Origin of the sequence: Erwinia sp. 198 (genome assembly GCF_003937915.1) — a bacterium.
Taxonomy (GTDB): Bacteria; Pseudomonadota; Gammaproteobacteria; order Enterobacterales; family Enterobacteriaceae; genus Erwinia; species Erwinia aeris.
In genome coordinates, this window is record NZ_RHUM01000007.1 from 85,339 (window position 1) to 105,340 (window position 20,002).

General features: G+C 57.3%; 19 protein-coding genes. 8 read left to right on the plus strand and 11 right to left on the minus strand.

Translation table 11 applies throughout. From position 1 onward, the window contains the following. Window positions 1–29: 29 nt before the first annotated feature. Together EGK14_RS11405 and fdhE are read right to left on the minus strand one after the other, a co-directional pair. On the minus strand, window positions 30–638 hold the full coding sequence (locus EGK14_RS11405; RefSeq protein ID WP_125289219.1) for a glutathione S-transferase: 609 nt from the start codon (window positions 636–638) through the stop codon (window positions 30–32). 42 nt (window positions 639–680) lie between these two features. Further along, a complete protein-coding gene (gene fdhE, locus EGK14_RS11410; protein WP_125289220.1) occupies window positions 681–1,607 on the minus strand; it encodes a formate dehydrogenase accessory protein FdhE in 927 nt (308 codons plus the stop codon). A gap of 566 nt (window positions 1,608–2,173) precedes the next feature. Here fdhE and fdhD point away from each other — a divergent pair. Beyond that, window positions 2,174–2,983 carry a formate dehydrogenase accessory sulfurtransferase FdhD gene (gene fdhD / locus EGK14_RS11415; RefSeq protein WP_125289221.1) on the plus strand — a complete coding sequence of 270 codons (810 nt, stop codon included), beginning with the start codon at window positions 2,174–2,176 and terminating at the stop codon, window positions 2,981–2,983. Window positions 2,984–3,010: 27 nt separating this feature from the next. On the opposite strand, the gene EGK14_RS11420 is transcribed toward fdhD, so the two are convergent. Further along, entirely contained in the window at window positions 3,011–3,787 is a 777-nt protein-coding gene (locus EGK14_RS11420) for a DeoR/GlpR family DNA-binding transcription regulator (RefSeq protein WP_125289222.1), read from the minus strand. 161 nt (window positions 3,788–3,948) lie between these two features. Between EGK14_RS11420 and EGK14_RS11425 the strand changes: the two genes are divergently transcribed. Next, window positions 3,949–5,289, plus strand: a complete 1,341-nt coding sequence (locus tag EGK14_RS11425; protein ID WP_125289223.1) for an aspartate aminotransferase family protein — start codon at window positions 3,949–3,951, stop codon at window positions 5,287–5,289. Window positions 5,290–5,413: 124 nt separating this feature from the next. On the opposite strand, the gene alsE is transcribed toward EGK14_RS11425, so the two are convergent. The 4 genes from alsE to EGK14_RS11445 are packed head-to-tail and all read right to left on the minus strand — an operon-like array spanning window position 5,414 to window position 8,137. Beyond that, window positions 5,414–6,094 carry a D-allulose 6-phosphate 3-epimerase gene (alsE, locus tag EGK14_RS11430; protein ID WP_125289224.1) on the minus strand — a complete coding sequence of 227 codons (681 nt, stop codon included), beginning with the start codon at window positions 6,092–6,094 and terminating at the stop codon, window positions 5,414–5,416. Between the two features lie 23 nt (window positions 6,095–6,117). Beyond that, window positions 6,118–7,380: a PTS ascorbate transporter subunit IIC gene (locus tag EGK14_RS11435; RefSeq protein WP_125289225.1), complete on the minus strand. Its 1,263-nt coding sequence runs from the start codon at window positions 7,378–7,380 to the stop codon at window positions 6,118–6,120. Between the two features lie 32 nt (window positions 7,381–7,412). Further along, on the minus strand, window positions 7,413–7,679 hold the full coding sequence (locus tag EGK14_RS11440) for a PTS sugar transporter subunit IIB (protein ID WP_125289226.1): 267 nt from the start codon (window positions 7,677–7,679) through the stop codon (window positions 7,413–7,415). Then, window positions 7,676–8,137 (minus strand): PTS sugar transporter subunit IIA, encoded by a 462-nt coding sequence (locus EGK14_RS11445; protein ID WP_125289227.1) that lies wholly within the window; start codon window positions 8,135–8,137, stop codon window positions 7,676–7,678. Before EGK14_RS11445 ends, EGK14_RS11440 begins: the two co-directional genes overlap by 4 nt. A gap of 313 nt (window positions 8,138–8,450) precedes the next feature. Here EGK14_RS11445 and EGK14_RS11450 point away from each other — a divergent pair, with 313 nt between their 5' ends. Next, complete coding sequence (locus EGK14_RS11450) at window positions 8,451–9,476, plus strand: LacI family DNA-binding transcriptional regulator (protein ID WP_125289228.1); 1,026 nt, start codon at window positions 8,451–8,453, stop codon at window positions 9,474–9,476. A gap of 54 nt (window positions 9,477–9,530) precedes the next feature. Here EGK14_RS11450 and EGK14_RS11455 read toward each other — a convergent pair whose 3' ends face one another. Further along, the gene (locus EGK14_RS11455) at window positions 9,531–9,953 is read right to left on the minus strand and encodes a hypothetical protein (protein WP_125289229.1); all 423 of its coding nucleotides are present in this window, start codon (window positions 9,951–9,953) and stop codon (window positions 9,531–9,533) included. 280 nt (window positions 9,954–10,233) lie between these two features. Here EGK14_RS11455 and sodA point away from each other — a divergent pair, with 280 nt between their 5' ends. The 5 genes from sodA to EGK14_RS11480 all read left to right on the plus strand — a co-directional run bounded on the left by sodA (window position 10,234) and on the right by EGK14_RS11480 (window position 17,711). Next, complete coding sequence (gene sodA / locus EGK14_RS11460) at window positions 10,234–10,851, plus strand: superoxide dismutase [Mn] (RefSeq protein ID WP_125289230.1); 618 nt, start codon at window positions 10,234–10,236, stop codon at window positions 10,849–10,851. A gap of 482 nt (window positions 10,852–11,333) precedes the next feature. Continuing rightward, the gene (locus EGK14_RS11465; protein WP_125289231.1) at window positions 11,334–12,839 is read left to right on the plus strand and encodes a sugar ABC transporter ATP-binding protein; all 1,506 of its coding nucleotides are present in this window, start codon (window positions 11,334–11,336) and stop codon (window positions 12,837–12,839) included. After that, complete coding sequence (locus tag EGK14_RS11470) at window positions 12,836–13,840, plus strand: ABC transporter permease (RefSeq protein WP_125289232.1); 1,005 nt, start codon at window positions 12,836–12,838, stop codon at window positions 13,838–13,840. The genes EGK14_RS11465 and EGK14_RS11470 overlap by 4 nt, the downstream gene beginning before the upstream one ends. Before the next feature lie 8 nt (window positions 13,841–13,848). After that, a complete protein-coding gene (locus EGK14_RS11475; RefSeq protein WP_125289233.1) occupies window positions 13,849–14,910 on the plus strand; it encodes a sugar ABC transporter substrate-binding protein in 1,062 nt (353 codons plus the stop codon). 431 nt (window positions 14,911–15,341) lie between these two features. After that, window positions 15,342–17,711, plus strand: a complete 2,370-nt coding sequence (locus EGK14_RS11480) for an autotransporter outer membrane beta-barrel domain-containing protein (protein ID WP_125289234.1) — start codon at window positions 15,342–15,344, stop codon at window positions 17,709–17,711. Window positions 17,712–17,743: 32 nt separating this feature from the next. On the opposite strand, the gene EGK14_RS11485 is transcribed toward EGK14_RS11480, so the two are convergent. The 3 genes from EGK14_RS11485 to mtlD all read right to left on the minus strand — a co-directional run bounded on the left by EGK14_RS11485 (window position 17,744) and on the right by mtlD (window position 19,930). Then, window positions 17,744–18,106 (minus strand): YibL family ribosome-associated protein, encoded by a 363-nt coding sequence (locus tag EGK14_RS11485; protein ID WP_125289235.1) that lies wholly within the window; start codon window positions 18,104–18,106, stop codon window positions 17,744–17,746. Between the two features lie 70 nt (window positions 18,107–18,176). Then, the gene (locus tag EGK14_RS11490; RefSeq protein WP_125289236.1) at window positions 18,177–18,764 is read right to left on the minus strand and encodes an MltR family transcriptional regulator; all 588 of its coding nucleotides are present in this window, start codon (window positions 18,762–18,764) and stop codon (window positions 18,177–18,179) included. 17 nt (window positions 18,765–18,781) lie between these two features. Further along, window positions 18,782–19,930: a mannitol-1-phosphate 5-dehydrogenase gene (gene mtlD / locus EGK14_RS11495; protein WP_125289237.1), complete on the minus strand. Its 1,149-nt coding sequence runs from the start codon at window positions 19,928–19,930 to the stop codon at window positions 18,782–18,784. Between the last annotated feature and the right edge of the window lie 72 nt (window positions 19,931–20,002).

The window sequence follows — 20,002 nt, forward strand, 5'->3', positions numbered from 1 at the left end:
TATCGGGGCGGCGGTAAACGGGTTCACCATCAGGCCGATGGCGGCACCGTGCGGGCGAAGCTTTCCCGCTGGAACATTTTTTCCGCCAGTTTGACCAGCGCAGGCCGTTCCACGCACCAGTTAGGGATCACGCGGCGAAAGTTCAGGAAGCCTATCAGGCAGGCGACGGCTATATCCGCTACGTTAATGGCCTCGCCGTTGATCGTGGTGCCTTTGGCCGCCTCTTGTTCCAGCGCGTCGAGACCGCGCGCGATTTTTTCGCGCTGGCGCAGCAGCTGGCTCTCCATCTGTAGCTCCGGCGGCCTCATCTGTTCGCGCAGCAGGATCACCGCCGCATCGCCGATCCCGTCCGCCAGCGCCTCCAGCTGCCGTACCTTCAGCGCCGCCAGCCGGTCAGGCGGCATCAGCGCCGGGGCGATATCAAGCTGCTCCAGGTAAGCGGCGATGATATGCGAGTCGTACCAGGTTTCCTGCCCGGCCACCAGCGCCGGGACTTTACCCAACGGATTGTAGTGCGGAACGTGGCTCTCGTCGGTCCAGGGCGATTCGTTGATAAATTCAAAGGTGATGCCTTTTTCCAACAGAATAACCGAAATTTTCCGTACAAAAGGACTGGTGTAGCTGCCGATTAATTTCATTACGCGAATTCCCCTTCAAAACCGAATGGCCTGTTTATCACGTTATTCTCCCGGAAACAGGAATGGATTCAGGCTGCTGCGTGAAAAGCCCTCCTGCTCCATTCGCGCATCCAGCACCAGCGAGGCGAGATCGTCGGCAACCGCTTCTACGGCCGGATCTTTTACCTGATAGAGCAGTTTCATATAGGTGCCGCAGTCGCCGCAGCTTTCGGCCTTAATGGACGCGAGATTGCCTTCCAGCGACCAGGCATGCAGGTCCTGCGTTTGCTCACAGTTGCTGCATCGCGCGCGCGCCACGTGCCATTCGCTTTCGCACAGATTGCAGTGCAGATAGCGCAGGCCGTCCTCCTGCTGGTCCATATGCACCACGCCGGAGACCGGCACGCTGCCGCACACCGGACAAAACTGCCGCTGTTCGCCATATTCGGCGCGCGCGCGGCCGGGGATCAGCGCCGCCATCTGCGCCCAGTACAGCGAGAGCGCCGCCCAGACGAAAGGCGATTTGTCGCTGGCTATTTGCGAAAAGTCATTGGCGAACAGCGCGTTAGCCATGGCTTCCAGCTCCGGCGCGGAGGCTTTTTCCAGATTCTCCAGTACCGCCAGCGCCTGGCCGGACATTTCCGGCTTCATTTCGGCGATCAGCGAATGGAGCAGACGCTGCCAGTGCGCATCGCGGGGCAGCGTGTGGATATCCAGCGGCGGTTTGCCAATGCGTGCGGCTTCCGCCAGGCGCGCCTGCAAATCCAGCCGCAGCGGATGATCGTAAAGCACTATCTCCTGCGCGCTGGCGATAACGGCCGCAAAGCGCAAATAGTCGCCCAACGGATTTTTCTCTGCCAGCTGGCGCAGTCTTGCGGCGCGGCGGGCATACAAATTTTTCAGCCTGGGGAAAAGTAACGGCGGGATCGTCTCCGCCATTTTTGTTTCGCTTTTCTCCAGCGGATCCTGCGGGATTATGCGAATAGTCATCAGGAATTCCTGTTATCTGGCGCGCTAATATCGTCGGCGGAACGCGCATTAGCCGCACTTTTTGTCCGGTAGCGGGTCACCCGGTCTGCAAAGAGTCTGTTTCGCCTCTAAAGCGGCGTAAACCCGCATGGCGCGTGGTAGCCAAACCCTGTCACGCTCAGCTTAGCGATAAAGCAGGGCCGCCGTATCGCGTATCGCGAGTCGGCGGCGGCCTGAAAAATGCCCTCAGAGCTAAAATTATAGCGCCCGCGCTCGTCAACTTCCTTGTTAAGCGCAATTTAAGGGATATTTTTTAACCACCACGGTTTGCTGCACGCAGCAAAAAAGCCGCTATGGAAGTCTCTACGGCATGTTCTTGTTCAGATCTGCGGCTGGCGCCGGCCGCCAGGCCGGTTGCAACGCAAAGCCCTGGCAGCGATTGGTTATCCGTTTCTTTTTGTGCTTTTTACCGCCGGAAAACGCCGTTGCGCGGATTATTGTTTTGCGGTAGCCCTCCTGCGGGTTCAAAATTACAGGCGAAAAAATTAGCGGCGCGGCTTGAGCGACGGGAAAAACAGGTGAGTGAAATGAGCAAGGCGGGTGAACAGAGCATGACCGGCGTCAGTCAGATTGCGGTCTGGCAGCGCGGTGCGCTGGAGACGGCCCGGGAGGACTGGCTGGCCGATGAGGTGCCGGTAGCGCTGGTGTATAACGGCATTTCGCATGTGGTGATGATGGCGACGCCGAAAGATCTCGAGGCATTCGCCATCGGTTTTTCCCTGTCTGAAGGGATTATCAGCTCGCCCGGCGATATTTACGGCATTGATATTCAGCCTTCCTGCGGCGGGCTTGAGGTGCAGATAGAGCTGTCCAGCCGCCGTTTTATGGGGCTGAAAGCGCAGCGCCGGGCGATGGCGGGCCGCACGGGCTGCGGCGTCTGCGGCGTGGAGCAGCTGGCGGAAATCGGTAAGCCCGTGCAGCCGCTGCCTTTCAGCCAAACCTTTTCGCTGGATCGGCTGGACGGCGCGCTGTCGCAGCTGAAAAGCTACCAGCCGGTCGGGCAGCTGACCGGCTGTACGCACGCGGCGGCCTGGATAACGCCGGACGGCAATCTGGCGGGTGGCTGTGAAGACGTAGGCCGCCACGTGGCGCTGGATAAGCTGCTCGGCCTGCGCAGTCAGCAGGCCAGCTGGCAGCAGGGCGCGGTGCTGGTTTCCAGCCGCGCCAGCTACGAGATGGTGCAGAAATCCGCCATGTGCGGCGTGGAAATTCTCTTTGCGGTTTCCGCCGCGACCAAACTGGCGGTTGAGGTGGCGCAGCGCAGCAATCTGACGCTGGTCGGCTTCAGCAAGCCGGGCCGCGCCACGGTTTATACCCATCCGCAGCGGTTAATTTGACCGCCTGCTCTCCTGGCGTCGGCGGCATTACGCCACCACCACCTGCGGCAGCGCCGTTTCCAGCGCGGCGAAAGCCTGGACGCCTGCCGCGCCGCTGTCGGTGATCAGCACCGCGATCTGTTCAGGTCGGGCATACTGCATCCGGCTGCTTACGCCCAGCTTGCTGTGATCGGCCAGCAGGATCGCTCGCGCTGCCTGATGCACCATTGCGCGCGCGATGGCCGCTTCATAAGGATGAAAGCTGCTGGCACCGTTTTTGCCGTCGATGCCGGTCGGAGACAGCATCGCCACGTCGGCGCGATAACGATAAATTTCCGCCACCGTCAGCTCGCCGCGCGTTTCCTGTGCACCGGCCAGCATCGCACCACCCAGCAAAATAATGCTGTTGTTCAGCTGCTCGCCCTCTTCGGCGGCGGAAAGTTTTAGCGCCGCCTGCAGACTGTTGGTGACGATGGTCAGCCCGGACATGGTGCATAGCTCTTCCGCCAGCATGGTAGTGGTGCTGCCAGCGTCGATAAACAGCGTCTGTCCCGGCGTTAACAGCCGCGCGGCGGCGCGCGCGATAGCGCGTTTTTCTCTGGCGCGGACTTCGCTGCGCACGGTCAGCGGCGGTTCCGGCTCCGCCGTCAGCGACATCAGCCCGCCGTGTACGCGACGGGCCGCGCCCAGCGCCTCCAGCTCAATGATATCTCTTCTGGCGGTTTCACGTGAAACGCCTAACTCTTTGATAATGCGCTCGGTGCTGACATGACCCAGCGTAGCCAGCAGCGCGCGAATGCGATGCAGACGCGATTCCTGAAGCATGATTGCGTTCCTTAACCGGACAAGGGCATCAGCCTAACCGACAAATGACCGTCGTGCATGTGTATTTTATTGTATATGTGTATTTTGTTGCATTAAGACAAAAAGTCGTCATTATAAAAAGACGGGATGCACACCTTCATCCTTTCGCAACGGGAGTTATCATGGCTACACGTTCGACCATCATGGATACCAACAGTTTTCGCGCAGAGCACGCCGCCGGTCTGGACGCTGACGTGCGGAAGCTTACCGATAAACGCAGCCGGGTGCTGGGTGAATCCTACCGGCTGTTTTACCGCAAGCCGGTGCATCTGGTGCGGGGCGAAGGGCAATATTTATGGGATGCCGCCGGAGAAAAATATCTGGATGCCTATAACAACGTGGCGAGCATCGGCCACTGCCATCCTGCGGTCATTAATGCGGTATATCAGCAAATGCAGCAGCTTAATACCCATACTCGCTATCTGCATGAGCGCATTCTCGACTATTCGGAAGCGCTGCTGTCGACGCTGCCCGGCGAAATCAATCGGGCGATGTATATGTGCACCGGCTCGGAGGCGAACGATCTGGCTATCCGCGTGGCGCGGGCCTTCAGCGGCGGCACGGGCATTATCGTCAGCCAGGAGGCGTATCACGGCACCAGCGATCTGACCTCCGGCGTTTCGCCTGCTTTAGGTTCCGGCCAGCCGCTGGCCGCCACCACCCGCCTGGTTTCGCCGCCCGATCGCTATCGCGTCGCCGCGCCGGATTTGGGTGACTGGTTCGCTAACGAAATCCAGCGGCAGATCGACGATATGGCCGCGCACGGCATAAAATTTGCCGGCTTCCTCGCCGACTCGATTTTCTCTTCCGATGGCGTGCTGCCCGGCCCGAAAGGCTTTCTACAAAAGGCGATTGAAGTCGTACACAACAACGGCGGCATCTTTATCGCCGACGAAGTGCAGCCCGGTTTTGCCCGCACCGGCGAGGCATTCTGGGGCTTTGCGCGGCATGGCGTCGTGCCGGATATCGTTACCACCGGCAAGCCGATGGGCAATGGCATTCCGGTATCCGCACTGCTGGCGAAAAGCGACGTGTTGGCCGCTTTCAGCGACGATATTCCCTATTTCAATACGTTTGGCGGCAATCCGGTGGCGATGGCGGCGGCGCAGGCGGTGCTGCAGGTGATTAAAGAAGAGCAGCTGCAGGAACACAGCCGCGTCGTGGGCGAAAAACTGCTGAAGGAGCTGCTGACGCTGAAAGAAAAATATGAGTGCGTGGGTGACGTGCGCGGCGCGGGGCTGTTTATTGGCTTTGAGCTGGTTAAAGACAAGGGCAGCAAAACGCCGGACAAACAGCTGGCGCTGGATGTCACCGAAAAGCTGCGTGAAAACCGCGTGCTGACCTCGGTGGCCGGGCCTTACGGTAACGTGCTGAAGCTGCGTCCGCCTTTGGCTTTTCAGGAAGGCGATATCGACTGGCTGGTCGGCGCGCTGGATAACTCTCTGCGGGCCGTGCTCCGCTAACCACAGCGGCGGCCCGCGCACCGTCTGCTGACAGGGCCCAGGCGGCAGGGAAGGAGTTTACCCAGGCGACGGGAGAGCTCACTCAGGCGGCAGGACAGCCCACTCAGCGAGCTGGAAAGCGCTTTCAGGCAGCGGCGATCTGCTGAGAAAAGTTAGCTTCCATCCGCGCCCAGGCGTCGTTTATATCTTCTGCCAGACTGAACAGTCCGGAAGTACCGACGATAAACACCTCGACGCCGGAAGCCGCAATTTGCCCGAAGGTGGCCGCATTGCAGGAGCCGTCGATTTCCGTGAGGTAGCGCCAGCCATGCTGTTCGCGCAGCCGGATCAGCTGGCGAATTTTATCCAGCGTTTGCGGAATAAATTGCTGTCCGGCAAAGCCCGGATCCACTGACATTACCGTGACTTTATCCAGCAGATGCGCATATTCCATAATGGCCGTCGCGGGCGTAGCCGGATTAAGCACCACGCCGCAGCGTTTGCCCGCCTCTTTGATCTGCATCAGCAGGCGGAATATTTTGTTATGCGCCGTTTCGGGATGAAAACTGATAACGTCCGCGCCCGCCTCCAGGCACATTGGAATAATATCTTCCGGATGATTAACCATCAGATGCACATCAATCGGCACATCGGTTATCTTGCGCAGGTTCTCGATAAAGAACGGCGACAGCGTAATATTTTTTACGTAGCTGCCGTCCATAATATCGACATGATAAAAAGCGGCTTTATCATTCATCGCCTCTATTTGTTCACGGAATCGGGTTAAATCCATACACATTAAAGAAGGTGAAAATTTCGCGTTCATGGGAGCTGTCCTGTTATGCGGCCTTAGTGGAACAGAGCGATAAGCTTGCCGAGGATAATGCCGATTACGCCGAAATCCGCATCGCCAAAAGTGGTGGAAGCGAAGCCAAGCTCGCCCATCAGCGGCAGCAGAATGGCCGGCAGGAAAGAGATCAGCAGGCCCTGGACGAAAGCGCCGATCATCGCACCACGGCGGCCGCCGGTAATGTTGCCATAGACGCCGGCCGTCGCGCCGCAGAAGAAATGCGGCACCAGGCCCGGTACAATCACGCTGAGGCCGAACAGCGGGCAGAGGAACATGCTGATCAAACCGGCGGCGAAACTGCAAAGAAATCCGATAATTACCGCGTTGGGCGCGAAGGGGAACACCGTCGGGCAGTCCAGCGCCGGTTTAGCGTCCTTCACCAGCTTGTCGGCTATGCCTTTAAAAGCCGGAACGATTTCGGCTATGACCATCCGCACGCCAGCCAGAATGATATAAACGCCTGCGGCAAACGTAATGGACTGGATAACGGCAAAAACCAGGAAGTTCTGACCGCCGCTGACCTGGCTTTCGGTAAAGGTTTTGCCGGCCACCAGCACCAGCGCCACAAACAGGATCATCATGGTAAGCGAAATCGCTACCGATGAGTCGCGCAGGAAATTCAGCGTCTTCGGCACCTTCAGCTCTTCAGTGGAAGGACTGCCTTTGCCCACAACCCTGCCGACCAGCGCGGCCAGCAGGTAGCCGGTCGAGCCAAAGTGGCCCAGCGCCAAATCATCGGAACGCGTAATCTTGCGGGTAAAGGGCTGCAGGATCGCCGGACTGATCACCATCATTGCGCCCAAAATTAGCGAGCCGGTCGCCACCAGCCAGAAACCACTGAAGCCGCCGACCGACAGGATCACCGCCAGCATCGCAGACATATAAAGCGTATGGTGGCCGGTCAAAAAGATATACTTCAGCGGCGTAATGCGTGCCAGCAGAATATTAATCAGCATCCCAAACACCATAATCATCGCCGTGGCCGTGCCGTAGTTTTTCTGCGCCAGCGCGGCCATCGCATCGGTGTTGGGCACCACGCCCTGAATATTAAAAGAGTGCTCAAACAGCTGGCTGAATATCGTCAGCGTTGTCGCGATCAGATTAGCGCCGGCAATAAGGATCAAAAAGCCCATAATGGTTTTCAGCGTGCCGGAAATGACTTCTGAAAAAACTTTCTTTTGCAGCAATAAGCCGATCAGTGAAAAAAGGCCGACCAAAATCGCTGGCGTTCCAAGAACGTCCTTAATAATAAACTGAAGCATAAACGACTCCGTGCGTTTGAGTAGCCGCGTGTTTATAAGTGCCCGGCCAGGATCTCTTTAATTCTGGCGTTATCGAGCAGGTTGCTGAGGCCGAATACCTGCGCCTCATGATCGGCAAGCCGATCGGCGATATCCTGAGCGCTCAAAATTAAATCTGCCGGTTCCGAGCGCGCGGTTGTTAAATCCGTATGGCTGACCTCCGCCGTCTTTCCCAACTCCGCCAGAATTTTTTTTACGTTCATTTCGACAATAAAGCTGCTGCCCAGGCCATTGCCACACACAATCAGCACTTTTTTCATGAGGTTTTCTCCAGAGAGGGATCGCTGACGGCGGCCGCAAGGGCCGGCAGCGTGGTTGCCGACAGCAGCTGCTGTAGACGGAAGTCGTCGCTGAACAAATCGGCCAGTTCGCCGATCATTCTGATGTGCTCTTCGCCGGAGACGGCGCTCAGCAGGATCACCACGTATACGGGATCGTTTTCGGCACTGTCGAAGCTGACTCCCTGATTAATACGCAGCAGAGAAAGCCCGTTTTTCAGCACGCCTTCTTCAGGGCGCGCATGCGGCATGGCGAGGCCGGGCGCCAGCACGTAGTAAGGGCCAAGCTGAGCATGGGAACGGAAAATTGCCTCCAGATAGTCCGGCGTGATGGCCTGCTGCGCCAGCAGCGGCGCGGCAGCCTGGCGGATCGCTTCCTGCCAGTGGCCGACGCTTTCGGTCAGCTGAATATTTTCAGGTTGAAGCCAGTTCGACAGCATGTTCGCTCTCCGGTAAGGGTTTGCCTGCACTTTAGGCGGTTTTCTGTACGCTTTTCCGTGATTGTTGTCGCAAAAGTTAGCGCTAACATCGGCAATGTTAAAATATGTGTTATCGCTAACATTTTTGCTGCTCGCGCAGTATGACTAACGGCGCCTTATGCCGCCTGGCCCAAAGGGAAACAGGGATGAGCGCCGCCTCAAACCTTTCTGCGCCGCCTCGCATAACAAGGTGAAGGATCGCTTTTAACGTGGCGCGACCGGGCTTTTGGTTTTAAGCTGCGTCCAGTTGAAACAGCTGGCTGCAGGAGAATGCATGGCAGAAAAACGGCGGCGCAGTACCGGGAAAAGTACGCTGGCCGATGTCGCCCGTCTGGTTGGCGTCAGTACGATGACCGCATCACGCGCGCTGCGGATGCCGGAAAAAGTCTCTTCCGATATTCGTGAAAGGATCGAGGCGGCGATAGCTGAACTGGGCTACGTACCTAACGTACAGGCGCGCAATCTGGCGTCGGCTTCCTCAAAGCTAATCACGATGGTGGTGCCTTCTTTCGTTACGCCAGGCTGCGCGGCGGTGTCGGAAGCGTTACAGGCGATACTGAGGCCTGAGGGATACAATCTGATGCTGGCAGAGGCCAACCATTCTACGGCGGGCGAGAACGAGCCGATCGAAATGCTGCTCTCTTACAATCCCGCGGCAATGGTGCATTTTAACTTTGATAACGTGGCGGCGGCGCACCGACTGCTGGGCAACTCCGGCCTGCCGGTGATCGATATTGGCGGCGTGCATCATGATTCGGCAGGCATCAGCGTGGGCGTCGACTATGCCAAAGCGGTACGGCTGCTGGTACAGGCGCTGGTGGAGAAAGGGTTTCGTCATCCCGGGCTGCTCTGCACGCAAACCAGCAACACGCTGTTCAGCCAGCTGCTGAACGGCTGGCACAGCGGGATGCTGGCGCATAATCTGTCGCCGCATCGCGTCGTAACGTCGCCTTTACCGCCCGGCTTTGCCGCTGGCCACGCGCTGCTGGCGGATATTCAGCTCACCTGGCCCGAAATCGACGTGCTGATCTGCACGACGGAAGAGGTAGCCTGTGGCGCGATGATGGCCTGTCACGCGGCGGGGGTTGCGGTGCCCAGCCAGCTGGCGATAGCCAGTATCGGTGGCGGGCAGCTTTCCGCCGTCTGCTCGCCGCCGCTAACCACGGTTACGCTGCCCTACGGAGAAATGGGCAGGCTGGCCGGTAAGCGGCTGTTGGCTGCGCTACAGGGAGAAGATCCGCCGGTCTGGAACGAGCTGCCGGTAACGCTACAGCTTCGTGCCAGCACGGAGAAAATATAAATCCTGGCTTGTTCTGCGGGGGAAAAGCGAAATGAACATTTTGCCTGCCTGAAATCAGGTAAAAATGCCGTGGGCGAGGCTGAAGAATAACAGCGCCAACAATAGCCCGCCTGCCATCAGCAACGCAAACTGGAAAGCGACTACGCTTATCCCGGGGAGTATCGCCGCGCCTGCGGCGTATCGGTTTTCGCTGAGTACGCCGCCAATAACGCCACAGATGATAGCGGCGGCAGACAGTACGGCGATAACCATATTGATTATTCTGTCGATATCCCAATGCCGTGCCGCAGGTATCAGCTCTTTTCCCTGTAGCGCGGCGAAGGTTGCCTGTTTAATCGCCACGGCCTTGATAGCAAGCATACCTTCCAGCGTAGCCCGGGGAGAAAACGGCCCGGCCATAAAGCTAACCCATACAAGCAGTAGCGCTGCAGAGCCGCAAAAGATACCCGTCCAGCTTAAATAGTCCTTTCTTTTCACTCCTGTGCTTCTCCTTTTTGTTCAGGTACTTTCTTTTATTGCCGTGGCCTTAGGGCCGATGCGGCTCTGTTTTGCCAGGCGTGAACGGCTTAGACCATTTTACTCTGTAGACCCTCAATAAGGTTCTACGCCTTTCATCGGCATGCTGTCTATAATAACCTTATAAAGACCGGGGCATTGATAACCCTTTTCCAGATCATTAATTTAACTATAATGATCCGACTGCTTACGCGGCACTCCATCGGGACGTGCTGCCAAAAAACCAATGGAGATGATGAACATGAGTTATTCACTGCCATCCCTGCCTTACGCATACGACGCACTGGAACCGCATTTCGACAAGCAGACGATGGAGATCCATCATACTAAACATCACCAGACTTACGTGAACAACGCGAACGCCGCGTTGGAAGGCACTGAGTTCGCTGACCTGCCGGTAGAAGAGCTGATCACCAAACTGGATCAGGTGCCTGCCGATAAGAAAACCGTACTGCGCAACAACGCGGGCGGCCACGCTAACCACAGCTTTTTCTGGAAAGGCCTGAAAACCGGCACCACGCTGGGCGGCGAGCTGAAAGCGGCTATCGAAAAAGATTTCGGTAGCGTGGAAGCTTTCAAAGAGGCGTTTGAAAAAGCGGCCGCTACCCGTTTCGGCTCCGGCTGGGCGTGGCTGGTTAAGAAAGATGGCAAGCTGGCCGTGGTATCTACCGCTAACCAGGACAACCCGCTGATGGGCGAAGCGATCGCTGGCGCTTCCGGTACCCCAATCGTGGGCCTGGACGTATGGGAACACGCTTACTACCTGAAATACCAGAACAAACGCCCTGACTACATCAAAGCGTTTTGGGATGTGGTTAACTGGGACGTGGCGGCAGAGAATTTCGCTGCGGCTAAATAAGCTCCGTTCCGAACGGAAACGACAGGCGTTTGTCGACTAAACGCCTGATAAATACCCTGCTGGCGCCAGCTTAGCGGGGTATTTTTTTGCCGAAAACAAATTAACGCTTTGAAATCCTGGCGGCGATTGTGATGCGGTGATTATTTCGCCACGGAGACGTGCTTGTTATAGCGCCAACAACAGCCTGTTGTGAAGGCCGCGAACCGAAGCAGCGCCAGAAAAGCGCTGTTATAACGGTTTTTTGTTTCACCTTTTGCTTTTCTGCGCTTTTCCTCGCCGTCCTGACCGAGCAAAACCCTGTTTAATCTTCCGATTACCTCTGTTCATGCTGCGTAACAGGATGTCGCTGGTTTTAACCGCTTAAATGTCTGGGCGTCTGGATGGCTAATAACATTTCGTGTTAGCTTATCTCCTTTCGTTCGTTGCCTGCCGTGATAATCCATTAAAAAATAAGGCAGCTTACCCCTCAGAGAGCGCTCGTTATGACCGCAGTAAACCATCTTGAAATGCGGCAGATCGCCATCGATTTTGGCGGCTTTGCCGCGCTGACCGACGTCGATTTTCGCCTTGACGGCCACAGTGTGCATGCGCTGACCGGAGCTAACGGCGCAGGTAAATCAACGCTGATGGCCGTGCTGTCGGGTGCCCATGAGCATTACAGCGGCGACATCCTGCTGGATGGCGAGCCGGTATCGATTCGTTCTCCGCGTGACGCAAAGAAGCTGGGCATTCATCTGGTGCAGCAGGAAGTTGACGTAGCGCTGGTTTCCACGCTCAGCGTGGCGGAAAATATCATGCTGGATCGCCTTGCCGAAGGCGGACAAATTTATCGCTGGCGTGCTATCCGTCGCCAGGCTCGCGCACTGCTGGCGCAGCTGGAGGTGGATATTGACGTCAATCGCCGCGTCGATCGCTGCACCCTGGCGGAGAAGCAGCAAATCCTGCTGGCCCGCGCGCTCTCCCATCACTGCCGCTTTTTGATCCTGGATGAACCCACCGCGCCGCTGGATCGGCATGAAAGCGAACGCCTGTTTGCGGTGGTTCGCCGCCTGCAAAAAAGCGGTATCGGCGTGGTGTTTATCTCTCACCGTATCCACGAACTGCGCGCGATTTGCGATCGGCTTACGGTGCTGCGCGACGGCCGCCTGATTGAAACCCTGCCGATAAGCGCGCTGAGCGGCGAGCAAATCGTGGAAAAAATGCTGGGCCACCAGCTGGCGGATATCTATCCGCCGCGTCGTCCGGCCAGCAACGGCGCAGCGCTGCTGCATGTCGAGGCGCTGCACGACGATGCGCTGCTGCACAATATCTCTTTGACGCTACGCAAGGGAGAGATCCTGGGTATCGCTGGCCTGGCGGGCGCGGGAAAAACGGAGCTGTGCAAGGCACTGTTCGGCGCCAGCAAAAGCCGCATTGGGCGGGGCGAGCTGCATGGCAAACCGTGGCGGCCCACTTCGCCTTCCGCTGCCGTAGCGAACGGCATGGCGCTGATACCGGAGGAGCGCCGCAAAGAGGGCATTTTTATCGACGAGTCGGTGGCGATGAACCTCAGTATCAGCGCGGACACCAGCTTTTCCCGCTGGGGGCTTTTTGGCCACCGGCAGGCCTGGCGCTGGGCCGAAGAAATTATTCACCAGCTGGGCGTGCGCACCCCCGGTCCGGAACAATCCCTGCGCCGTCTTTCCGGCGGCAATCAGCAGAAAGTGGCTATCGGCAAATGGCTGCGCAACGACGCTGACGTGCTGATTTTTGATGAGCCAACCAAGGGCGTTGATATCAAGGCCAAAACCGATCTCTTCACGCTAATTGATGCGCTGGCCCGTCAGGGGAAAGGAATTATTTACGCCTCGGGCGAGTTTGCCGAACTGGTAGGGCTATGCGACCGCATCTGCGTACTGTGGGACGGCAAAATCGTGGCGGAGATGGATGCGCGTCAGGCCGATGAAGAAACGCTTTTACTTTATTCCACCGGAGGAACCCCTGCGTGAGCAGCAAAGAACTTTCCCTGAAAGCGACGCCTGCGCTGCGTCACCAGCTGTTTGAATTCCTCTATAAATGGGGAATGTTGTTAACGGTGGCGGCGCTGATCGCCGCTTTCGGCCTGGCCTCGGACAGCTTTCTGGAGCCTGCCAATATCATCAATATTCTGCGCGCTATCGCCATTGTGACGGTGATTGCCGTGGGCGTCTCAATCTCGCTGACTATCGGCGGCTTCGATCTCTCCGTTGGCTCTACTGCATCGTTGGCAAACTCGCTGGTTATTTCGCTGTTTGTCTGGTACGGCTTTGGCCCGACGGCCGCGATAACGCTGACGCTGCTGCTCTGCACGCTGGTCGGGCTGTTTAACGCCTTTCTGATCGTGGTGCTGAAAATTCCCGATATGCTGGCTACGCTGGCGAGCCTGTTTATTGTGCAGGGTGTGGCGATGACCTGGAGCTTTGGCGGCTCCGTCACGGAGAATATGGTGATGCCGAGCGGCGAGATGGCCGAAGGGATCGTCCCGCCGGAGTTTTCGCTACTGGGGCAGGTACCAACCATCGTTATCATCATGCTGGTGGTCACCGTGGTGGCGCAGCTTGGCCTGTCGCTGACAAAGCATGGCCGCCGCATGTATGCCATCGGCGGCAACCCGGAAGCAGCGCGGCTTTCCGGCATCTGCACGAATCGCTATCGCGTACTGGCTTACGTGCTCGCCTCGCTGCTGGCGGGACTGGGCGGAATTCTGCTGGCTTCGCGCATTGGTTCGTCGCAGGTGAATGCTGGCGGCGGCTATCTGATGGATGCCGTTGCGGCAGCGTGGATCGGCCTGTCGCTGGCCGGCTCCGGCAAACCGAATGCGCTGGGCACGCTGCTGGGCGCGGTGATCCTCGGCGTGCTGCAAAATGGTCTGGTCATGCTTTCCGTGCCTTATTACGCCATGGATATTATCAAAGGTCTGGTGCTGGCGGCCGCGCTGGCAATCACTTACATTCAGCGCCGCCAGGCGTAAGGATAACGATGAAAAAATTAACGCTTTCACTGCTGGCCATCGGCCTGCTGGCCAGCACCAGCGCCTTTGCCGATACGGCTGCGGTGCCAGCCGCTATCGCCAGCCATGACGGCCTCATTCGCGTGGCGGTGATCCGCAATCTGGGATCTGACGACAACACCACTCAGTTTGTCGCGGGCGCTATTCAACAGGGGCGTCAGCTGGGCTTTAAGGTCAGCGCCTTTCTGAGCAACGGTGACGACGCCCGCTTTCAGGATTTTGTGGAGCAGGCCATCAGCCAGAAGTATGACGGCATCATTCTTTCGCACGGCAAAGATCCCTACGCAACGGCGCTGGTAAAACGTATTGCCGATGCGGGCATTAAAGTGTCGGTGTTCGACACGCCGGTTAATCAGCCGATAGCGGGCGTGACCGTGACCGCGCAGGATGACGCGTCGCTGGCGCAGCTTTCGCTCGATCGTCTGGTCAAAGACAGCGGCGGCAAAGCCAATATCGTCAAGCTGTGGGTCGCGGGCTTTCCGGCCATGGAGCGCCGTCAGGTGGTGTATGAAAAAGTGCTGAAGGCCAATCCGGGCATCCATCAGCTGGAATCTATCGGCGCGGTTTCTTCTGACGTGCAGGGCGATACCGCCAACAAGGTGGGTGCGATCCTGGCTAAATACCCTAAAGGCAAAATTGACGCGATTTGGGGAGCCTGGGACGCTTTTGCTCAGGGCGCTTATAAAGCGCTCCAGGAGAACGGCCGGACCGAGATTAAACTCTACAGCATCGATGCCTCTAATCAGGATCTCCAGCTGATGCGAGAGAAAAATAGCCCATGGAAGCAGACGGTCGCGGTAGACAGCAAGCTGATCGGCGCGGTAAATATGCGACTGATAGCGAACAAGCTGGCAGGCGAAGCAACGCCCGCGACTTATCAGTTCAGGGCATCGGCTATCACCCAGGAGCAGCTGGCAGGACAGGCGGTAAATGTCGCCACGCTGAATAAGCTTATCCCTGGCTGGGGCGAATCAACCGATTTCGTCGCGCCATGGTTTACCACGCTGGCGGCACGGCAGGCGAAAAAATAAAGGCTATAAAAGCCCGCCTGGGCGGGTTTTTTACGATAAAAATTGCCAGGAATTTTCCTGGTAATAACGATAATCTCCTGTGTTTTTCTTATCTTAACCTACCTCTTTGAAAATAAACGCCGTAAAAGCGCGCTTTTCTTTCCGCCCTGTTTTGGTATAAAGATACTCTGTTAAAATAAAGTTTCCTCTGTGATAGGTGGATGTCTTTATTTTGTTTTGTTTGAGGGTGGTTATATCGTCCAGATCAGGAAGCTGTCTTTCTTTTATATCAGGATAGGGTTTTATGAATAATATTTACTTTTGATTTGTAGCGTTAAAACGATCGAATGAAACATTCTGGCCGGTAGCAAACGGGCGGGAAGCGGTATGTGCGTCAACACATACCGCGCGTCGTTTCATTCATTTTATTTTCTGATGGAAAATGAGCAATCATGAAAACGACAAAATCGATATTATCAGGTGTCGCGGCTTCGTTCATCCCTTTGCTGCTTCCTGAGGTATCCGTGGCGTTTACGGAAAACGTCGCCGCTGGCTCGCTGGTGAGCGATGAGCGCATCGCCAGCGCACGCGGCGAAGGCATACAGCAGGTGTACGGCACCGCTACGAATATGGTTATCGATGCCGGAGGTGTGCAGATAATCAATGCTGGCGGCGTCACCAACAATTCCGTGGTGAACAGCGGTGGAACACTACGAAACAACGGCGGCACGGATAACGCAACCACGGTCAAATCGGGCGGAACCTTTTTGCTGGCAGGCCAGACGACCAGCTACGCCTTGTCAAATAACGCGCTGATTGAAAACGCTGCCCTTGTGGTTATTGATAATTATGTGCAGACGGAGAGCTGGACGATTAATGTCGGTAAGCTTGACTATATTTATCTGCAGGGCGCCAGTTCGGTGATGAAAAACACGACTGTTAATACCGGTCGTTTCTGGATGGAGACCGGGGAAACGCTAAATACAACGCTAAACAGCGGCTATTTCGTCAATGTTAACGGTAGTGATATCAATACCACCATCAATGGCGGAACGTATTTTTTGGGCGGCACGATGCAGGCCCGTTCGGAAAGTTTAACAATAAACAGCTATGGATATGGCAATCTAAATTCCGGTACTATTACTAATGCCACCATAAATGGCTCGCTGATTGTTACGCCTAATAATATTAACCCTGAAGTTTTGTCCTCATTGCAGGGAGATATAACGGTCAATGACGAAGGACGCCTTATTATCGTTACCGGCGCCGATACGGATAAGGCGAGCTATTACGCATCCGGCTCCATCTACCTTTCCAGTAACGCTGCCTTCAGCGGCGAGTATTATTTTGCCCTGGGCGACGTCACGCTGACGGGCGGCACGGTTGTTTACGATCCCAAAGGCTATTCCACGCTGACCCTGAAAACGCTGTCCGGCAACGGCACGTTTCTGATGGACACGAAAATTTCCGCCTTGCAGGGCGATTTTTTGACGGTGACGGGCCGGGCGACCGGCGACTTTGCGGTTTACGTGACCGACAACGGCGTCAGCCCAACCCACAGCAACAGCCTTCAGGTTATCCAGATTGGCGATGGCGACGCGACTTTTGCGCTGGCGAACAGCGGCAGGGTGGTGGATCTGGGCACCTATCAATATTATCTGGTCGCCGACGGGCAGGGCGGCTGGTCGCTGACGCCGCAAAAAGCGGAGGCCGAAGAAGATCCAGCTACGGACGAGGAGACGGAACAATCCTCCCCGACGGAGGATGCGCAGCCGGACGCGACGACGGAGGACGAAGTCACGCCGGATAATCAGGCAGACGTTTTACCGGAGGAGCAGGGCGGAACGCCCCCGGAGGATGAGGCAAAAGAGGATGTGGCCGCAGAACCGTCGCCGTCCGCTGACTATTCCATTACGCCTGCCGCAGCGGCAGTCCTGTCTGTGGCCACCGTCGATCCGCTGATATTTCGACAGGAGCTGGAAACGCTCAGCGAGCGCCTTACCAATACTGACTCGCCTGAACATGACCACAACGTCTGGGGCACGGCATATAACGGTCGGCTGAACGTCAGTAACCGGGCGGGCGCGGATTATCGGCTCAGCCTCAGCTCGTTGACTATCGGCATCGATCGGGCGCAGCAGGGAATGGAAAGCGCGGCGTGGCAGGGCATATTCTTTAGCTATGGCCACAGCGATATGCGTTTTCGCGGCAAAGGGATTGGCAAGGCGGATATCGACAGCTGGTCCGGCGGGTTTTACGGCAGCTGGCAGCATGATGCCGGTGACTGGCTGAATGGCGTTCTCAAACTCAACCACTTTATGCACGAGGTGCGCGCCCGCATGACCAGCGGCGGCGCGGCCGACGGCAATTTTAGCACCAACGGCGTCGGCGTCAGCGTTAAGGCGGGCCACGACTTTCAGGCCGGCGCGGGGAAAGTCACGCCGTGGATTGGCGTGATTGGCTTTACGGGAAAAAGCAGCGATTTGACGCTGAGCAACGGCATGGTAGCGCACACAGGGCCGCAACGCTCGCTGATTGCCGCTGTCGGCGTCAGAACGGAGTATGAGATACAAATCAGGGAAACGCTGCTGTATCCCTGGGCCAGCGTCGGCCTGGAAAGGGAAACGGTGACTAAAAATCGCGTCAGGATAAACGGCGAGACTTTCAACAACGAGTTAAGCGGCAGCCGGGGCGTTTATCAGGCAGGAGTGAGGGCGGCACTCTCATCGACGCTTTCGCTACACGCCAGCGCAGGTTATATGCAGGGACGTCATATTGAATCGCCGTGGAGCGCGACGGCTGGCGTTAACTGGCAGTTTTAAGAAAACGGGCGCGGCAGGCGCCCGTCTGAGGATTAAAAAGCGGCTTTCGCGAAGCCTGTTACCTCGGTCAGTCCCATTTCGCGACCCAGCGCGGTCATCGGGTGCACCACGATCAGGCCGCGTACGCTTTTCTTCAGCGCGCCCATATTGGCCTGCTCTTTTTTGGTGATGGCACGGTTAAAGGGCAGCTGTTTCAGCTTTTGCGCCTCTTTGCTCAGCTTCTCTTCGCGTACGCCGCGCAGGCGTTCCAGTTCGATAACCAGCTTCTCTTTTTCTTTCAGCAGCTCGCCGAGTTTTTCCGCATCGCCGGCTTCCAGCAGCAGCGGCTCCTTACGCGTCAGGGCATCCAGCTTGTCGCTGAGCGTTTTAATTTCTGCCTGGATTTGTTCTTTCATTGTCATTAACCGTAGAGTGGATCATGGGGCAAGGATACACGAAAGCGCAGGGAAGAGCAGGAAGCGCCGGCTACTTTTTGAAAGCCTGACGGGTGCCGATAGGGGAAATCAGCGCCGTCAGTGACAGCACCAGCGTCGAGCGTACCATCTGCTGGTAGCGCTGTTGCAGCATGGCGCGCAGTTCGGCATCGGCGCTGCTGAAATCGGGGCGGGGTGGCAGCGCGTCAACGCAGTGCAGCTCGCCAACCGGGCCAAGCAGCTCGTCGTCGGTAAAGCGGTAATCGGTGCCCTCGTCGTTCAGCGCCTCACGCAGCGCCAGCAGCAGCTCGGCATCTTCATACTCATGTCGGCCGATCACGCCCAGACCATACACCAGCTTCAGCCGAACCGACAGCTCGCCCAGCGGGCCGTTGCCCAACAGCAGCGGCTCTACCGCGTACTTTACGGCATAGTCATCCTTGCGGAACACCTGCACCACCAACAGATCGATCGCTTCGCCCAGCAGCTCGACGGCCGCCGCGAAAAAGCTTTTGACCGTGCGGCCGGCGTTCAGGCGTTCCAGCACCCGATTTTCAAAAGCCTGGGGTTTTTCCATCAGAGCCTGCATCATTTTATCCGTAAAACCGTACTCAACGCGGCGGGAAAAGCCGGGCCGCATACTGACCCGGCTTGCCGTTACGCCATCTCGTTCCAGGCTGCGACCGCTGCCTTCACCACTTCGCTTTCGGCCTCCAGGCCGGAAACCTGCGCCAGCGTGGCCTGTACGCCCTGACGGTTAATCAGCCCGGCCAGCTCCTGCGCCTGCGGATCCTGCTCGCTGCGGTAGTGCAGGGCGGCGGCGATGCCTTTCACCAGATTGTCGTGCGGCAGCTGATACTCCAGCGTGCCCAGCGTCGGCTTGATCAGGCGATCGCCCGCGCTCAGCTTGCGCAGCGGCTGACGTCCCACGCGCTCCACGTCATCCTGCAAATAAGGGTTCTCGAAACGGCCTAAAATTTTCTGGATATAGGCGGCATGTTTTGCCGCTTCAAAGCCGTAGCGCTTGATCAGCACCGCGCCGCTCTCTTCCATTGCGCCCTGAACGATGGCGCGCACTTTCTCGTCCAGAATAGCGTCGCGAATGGTTCCGTGGCCTGCCAGCTGGCCCAGATAGGCGGTAATCGCATGGCCGGTATTCAGCGTGAAAAGCTTACGCTCGACAAACGCCATCAGGTTATCGGTCAGCTCCATGCCTGCAATGGCGGGTGGCTCGCCCTTAAACTGGGTTTTATCGACGATCCACTCGCTGAAGGTTTCTACCGTGACTTCCAGCGGATCGCTGGTGCCGGCGGCGGACGGCGGGACGATACGATCCACGGCCGAGTCGACAAAGCCGACGTTCGCTTCCACCCAGGCGTGATGCTGTTCCGGCAGCGCTTTCAGCACGTGGTCTTTCAGCTGGCTGGTGCCGCGCACCATATTTTCACAGGCGATAATATTCAGCGGGCGCGCGTTGCCGCTTTCATGACGCTGCACCAGCCCTTTGGCGATGCCGCCCGCGATGCGTTCCAGAATTTGCGGGCCGACCGCCGTGGTCAGCAGATCCACTTCCGCAATCAGCGGAATAATCTCGTCGCTGGCGCTGTTGACCGCGTTGACGCCCTTAACGATTTCCACCTGCGCCTGCTCGCCTACCACGTGCACCGGGTATTCGTGACGGGCATTCAGCGCATCCAGCACCACCTGGTTAACGTCGGCAAAAGTGAGCTGTACGCCCGCGTCCGCCAGCAGCTTGCCGATAAAACCACGACCGATATTACCGGCGCCAAAATGAAGAGCTTTCATAATTTTTCCCATATTAATGAAAGGCCGGACAGCCCCGACCCGAAAAAGAGCCGGGCATGCCCGGCCCTGGGG